Consider the following 5,263-nt stretch of genomic DNA (forward strand, 5'->3'; position numbering starts at 1 on the left):
CTCAACCCGCTCGACCTCGTCGACAGCGCGAGTCCGGACGCGGCCGACGACGCGGCCATGATCGCCGACATGCTCGTGGTGCCCCAGAAGGGCGGGGCGGAGGGCTCGTTCTGGGACGAGGAGGCCAAGGCGCTCCTGGCGGGTTTGGTGCTCTACGTCGCGCTCTCGCGCATCGGGGCGGAGCGGTCACTCCCCTACGTCCGCGAGCTCTTGACGCTCGCGCCAGAGGCCTTCGACGACTTGCTCGTCACGATGGGCGGGCACCCCGACGCGACCGTCCAGCGGACCTCGAACCGGCTCCGCCAGAAGGCCGACCGCGAGCGGTCCGGCGTCGTCTCGTCGGCCCAGAGCCATACGCACTTCCTCGACTCACCTCGAATGGTCACGGTCCTTGGGGAGAGCACGTTCGACCCTGCCGATCTTGCCAGAGGCGGGCTCTCGATCTACCTCATGGTCCCGCCGGACCGGCTCGACACGTTCTCGAGGTGGCTCCGGCTCGTCGTGGCGACCTCGCTCGTGGCCGTGACTCGCGCGCGGCCCATGACGGTCGGCGGTGGGGCAGGGGAGAGCCGCGTGCTCTTCCTCCTCGACGAGTTCGCCCAGCTCGGCCCGATGGCGCCCGTCCGCCGCGCCGTGAGCCTGATGGCGGGCTACGGCGTCCAGGTGTGGCCCTTCCTCCAGGACCTCGGCCAACTCAAGCAGACGTACCCGAAGGACTGGGAGACGTTCGTGGCGAACACCGACGTGGTCCAGGCCTTCGGGACGACCGACCAGTTCACGGCCGAGTACCTCTCGAAGATGGCGGGCACGCGGACCGTGTTCTCGCACGGGGCCACGACGGGGAAGAGCCGGAGCCGGGGCAAGAGCCGGTCGTCGGGGCGGAGCGAGGGGGCGTCGATGAGCGAGCACGGCCGTCCGCTCGTGATGCCGGATGAGTTGCGGCTGATGGACGAACGCGACCAGCTCTTGTTGGTCCGCGGCCACCGGCCCATCCAGTGCCGGAAGCTTCGGTTCTATGAGGACGCCGAGTTCGAGGGGCTCACCCTGTGACTATGAACGTGATCCTACTGTCGGGTCTACGATGCCTTCCGCCGCGCCGCGCTCGCCGGAAGGAGTTTGCAGCGAGGATCCGTCAACCGCGTCGCCGTAAACGAGATACCGAGCAGGCCCAGACCCGTTGCCGGGTTCGAGGTGACGTCGGGAAGAGGTGGAAGCGCTGAACGACGAGCTGGCGTCGCACGGTGAGAGCGACGGGATTGGAGCCAAACTTCTTCGCGAGCGCTGCCAGCGGACGCCACGGGAACGAGTCGTGGTGGTCGATGGCGAGTGACAAGTCCCACCTTTGAGTTTTCCCTCCCCAAAGCTGGGTTTTGTTACTGTCTGTGCAATACTTTGTCGCCAGAGCGACCAAAAACCCCTTCAGACCCCTATATCGTGCTCCTCGAGTTCGCCATCGAGAACTACCGATCCATCCGCGACGAGCAGCGTCTCTCGCTTGTGGCCGCCCCTGTCCAGGACCTCGAAGAGACTCATGTCGTCGAGGCCCCAGACGGGGAGCGCGTGCTCCGGGCGGCTGTGGTGTATGGGCCGAACGCCTCCGGGAAGTCGAACCTCCTCGCGGCTGCGGCAGCGATGCGCCGGTTCGTGCTTCGCTCGGCACGTCGCACGCGAGGCGACGCCATTGAGGAGGCCGAGCCGTTCCGGCTCGACGCAGCCTCGGCGTCCCGGCCGACCGTGTTCGAGGCGCTGTTCGTAGCATCCGGCGTCCGTTACCAGTACGGGTTCTCAGTGACGCGGGAGCGCGTAGAGGCCGAGTGGCTGTATGCGTTCCCGAAGCGCCGGGGCCGACTCCTCTTCGCGCGGGAGCGAGACGGGGACACTGAGACGTACGAGTTCGGCGAGAGCCTCACGGGACAGAAGACGCTGTACCGAGACGCAACGCGGCCGAACGCCCTGTTTCTCTCGACGGCCGTCCAACTCAACAGCGAGGCGCTCACGCCGGTGTTCGATTGGTTCCAGCGGACGTTGGTGTACGCCGACTCGGCCCGGCCCCGGGCGTTCCAGTCAGACCGCCACACGCTCTGGCACTGCGCGACCGAGGCCGGCCGCCGTCGGGTAGTCCGACTGCTCCAGGCGGCCGACGTCGGGATCGAAGATGTCGTCGTCGATACCCAGTCGATGGCGCTCCCCGTTCCATCCGGCGAGCGAGACCCGTCCCTCCCCGAGTCCCAGTACACCCTCCACGAGCGGACGCGCGTCCGCTTCGTCCACGAGGGGACGCCAGGGGCCGAGCCGTTCGAGTTCGGCGACGAGTCTCTGGGGACGCGGCGTCTGTTCGGGCTCGCGGGTCGGCTGCTCGACGTACTCGAGGCGGGCCGCGTGCTCATCGCCGACGAACTCGGATCCAGCCTCCACCCGCTCATCCTCCGCGCGATCGTCGGGCTGTTCGTAGACCCCGAGGTCAACCCGAAGGGGGCGCAGCTCGTGTTCGCGACGCACGAGACGAACCTGCTCGACCAGGACTTTCTCCGACGAGACCAGTTCTGGCTGACGGAGAAGGGACGGGACGGAGCAACGTCGCTCACGCCGCTGTTCGACTTCAAGCCTCGGAAGGGGGTCGAGCCGCTGGAGAAGAACTACCTGAAGGGTCGGTACGGCGCGCTCCCACTCACCCGATTCCCGCGTGCCATTGCGGGCGAGGACTGATGGCGAAGCGAAACCGTGCTCGAGGTCCTGAGAAGAGCCGACGGCGGCGGCCGAAACGGGAACCCTACGACCGAGTTCTCATCGTGTGTGAGGGGACGAAGACGGAGCCAGACTACTTCCGCGAGATCGTCTCGGCGTACCGGCTGAGCTCGGCGAACGTCGTCGTGGGATCGGGGCGCGGGAGCGACCCCGAGTCAGTGGTGGCCACGGCCGTCGAGCGGTACGAAGAAGACCCGGACTACGACGGCGTCTACGTCGTGGTCGACCGCGACACTCACGTGGGGTTTGCCTCGGCCGAGGACCGGATGCGGAACGCGCCCGGGGGACTCCGGAAGGTGGCGCATCTGATCCCGTCAACGCCGTGCTTCGAGTACTGGCTGCTCCTCCACTTCGAGGAGACGGCCAAGCCCTACGCGAAGACGGGGCGGCGGTCGCCGTGCGCGAACGTGATCCGTGACCTGGAAGTCCACCTCCCGTCGTACAGCAAGGGTGGGGGTGGGACGTTTGCCGACACGCGGGACCGTGTCGAGGAGGCGAAGGCGCGAGCGGTGCGGCGGCTTATCGAGGCCAAGCGGGCAGGGACAGAGAACCCGACGACACACGTCCACGTGGTCGTCGAGCGGCTTCAGACCCTGCGGGAAGGAGGGACAGGCTCAGACCCGTAGCCCATGCCGAGGTCTTGGGCCTGATCCACGAGGTTCTGGAGCGTGTCCTCAGCCACTGAGCGAGCGAGCGGGTCGGGGTCGAAGCTGAACATCGCCTCCACCGACACGTGGACGGCCTCCCCCGCCTCGACGCGCGCCTCCGCCCGAGCGTCCAGCCCGCCCGCCGTGAACAGCACGGGCGTGACTCGCTCAATGCCCCCGGCCTCGGCGGCCACGAGGGCTCCGCGACGGACGAGCGTGTCGAGATCCCGTCCATCGGCCCGGCCCCACCTGCATTCGCCGACCAAGAGCCCGCCCTTCCCGTCGAGTGCGACCACGCCGACTTCCTCGGCCGAGTCGCCCGTCCACCAGCTCCCCACCTGCATCGGCGCGAAGGGGAGGAGCGAGAGCGCGCCGTCGTCCCGGACGGCCCTCCGCGCGACCCACTGGCGGCACACGTCCTCGAACACGCCCGCCACGTGGGTCTCGTCCAGCCGGGGCTCGACGGCCTGCTCCCACAGCGTCTCCGGCTCGACGAGCGACGCGAGGCCCCGCCCCCGTACGTCGGCCACGAACCGGTGCCAGAATGCGAGGTATGGGTCGGAGAGCCGGTACTGGACTCGCTTCGGGTTCGGGCGAGGGTACTCTGTGATCGGCGCCACGCGCTCGACGACGCCCATGTCGAGGAGCCAGTCGAGCGGACGCTTCAAGGCGCTCGTCTGCTTGCCGACTCGGCTCGTGATCCGGCTCCACCGCCGCTCGCCCGAGGCGATGGCCCCGACGACGGAGCAGTGGACGGCGGCGTCGGAGAGGAAGGCGTCGAAGGCGTGGGCAGCCTCGTCGTAGAGACGCCCCGAGGTGTCGAGCACGTGCCGGGCGACGTTCTCGCCCAGCGTCCGCTCGGGGTCGACGAGCGCGAGGTGGCCGGGGAGACCGCCGAACACGGCGTAGAGCCGCACCTTGTCACGGGCGCTCCAGCCGGGCGCGAAGCGGGCCGCGTCGAAGGCGTCGAACGCCCGGACGTCGACGCGCGCCGTCCGGCGGCCGTAGAGGGGCTGGTCGCCCCCGACGAGCCGGTTCATCGCGCTCACGTGGCTCCCGCTCAACACGAGCGTGACGCGCGTGTCGGCCACCTGGTGGTCCCACCACGCCTGGAGGATGGACGGGAGAGCGGGGGCCGCGTCGGCGAGGTAGGGGAACTCGTCGAGGACGAACGTGAACGGCTCGCCAGCGGCCCGCTCGACGACGTACGCGAGGATGGCCTCCCAGTCGGGTAGGGAGACGCGGCGGAGCGCGGCGTCGTCGAACCGCTCGCCGAGCGCGCGGCTGACGTCGAGGAGTTGCTCGCGCTCGGTCTTCCGCGTGGCCTGGACGTAGAGGCTGTTCACGGCGCGGGCGAACCTCGTGAGCAGGAAGGTCTTCCCGGCCCGACGACGGCCGACGACGAGGACGAGCCCCGGCCCCCGCTCCTCGACGGCCCCGACGAGCTGGGACCACTCGCGGTCGCGGTCGAGCACGTCGGAGGGCTTGGCGATCATCGGGTCGTGGCGAGGCACCCGAACGTACTTCCTTCCGTGTTAGTAACACGACTGGAACCGCTCACACTGGCGAGACGGGCATTATCCGTCGAAGAGAGTGGGGGAGGGGTCCGCCGTTGCTACGGCGCCGTCTCGTGTCGTCTCGACGTAGATCTGGCGGAGCCGGACGTGGTAGGCCATCTCGGGCATGGGTGCGAACCGCTTCTCGGCGCGGGCAGCCACCAGTTCGTCCCGCTCCTTCGGCTCCATGCGACCGAGAACGGCGGTGTGGACCGACTTGCGCTGCTCGGCTGCGAGCGTGCCGAGCCAGAGGTCGATCACGTCCTCCTCGACGGGCGAGGCCTGGATCGGCTTGGGCGCGCCAGAGGCGCGGGC

Annotated in this window: 5 protein-coding genes; 3 read left to right on the forward strand and 2 right to left on the reverse strand. The window is 69.0% G+C overall.

Annotated elements, in window-relative coordinates; all coding sequences use genetic code 11:
* From WBA11_RS10790 to WBA11_RS10800, 3 genes are all read left to right on the forward strand, one after another.
* A partial coding sequence (locus tag WBA11_RS10790; protein ID WP_424520694.1) for a type IV secretory system conjugative DNA transfer family protein occupies positions 1-1,050 on the forward strand: 1,050 nt, incomplete at its 5' end.
* Positions 1,051-1,434: 384 nt separating this feature from the next.
* Complete coding sequence (locus WBA11_RS10795; RefSeq protein ID WP_424520695.1) at positions 1,435-2,706, forward strand: AAA family ATPase; 1,272 nt, start codon at positions 1,435-1,437, stop codon at positions 2,704-2,706.
* Positions 2,706-3,371: an RloB family protein gene (locus WBA11_RS10800; RefSeq protein ID WP_424520696.1), complete on the forward strand. Its 666-nt coding sequence runs from the start codon at positions 2,706-2,708 to the stop codon at positions 3,369-3,371. Before WBA11_RS10795 ends, WBA11_RS10800 begins: the two co-directional genes overlap by 1 nt.
* Here WBA11_RS10800 and WBA11_RS10805 read toward each other — a convergent pair.
* Positions 3,332-4,888, reverse strand: coding sequence for an ATP-binding protein (locus tag WBA11_RS10805; RefSeq protein ID WP_424520697.1), 1,557 nt, complete (start codon positions 4,886-4,888; stop codon positions 3,332-3,334). The genes WBA11_RS10800 and WBA11_RS10805 overlap by 40 nt on opposite strands.
* A gap of 81 nt (positions 4,889-4,969) precedes the next feature.
* Positions 4,970-5,263 (reverse strand): hypothetical protein (locus tag WBA11_RS10810; RefSeq protein WP_424520698.1); only part of this gene is annotated, 294 nt, incomplete at its 5' end.

The sequence above is a fragment of the Rubrivirga sp. genome, from assembly GCF_049648075.1.
Classification (GTDB): Bacteria; Bacteroidota; Rhodothermia; order Rhodothermales; family Rubricoccaceae; genus Rubrivirga.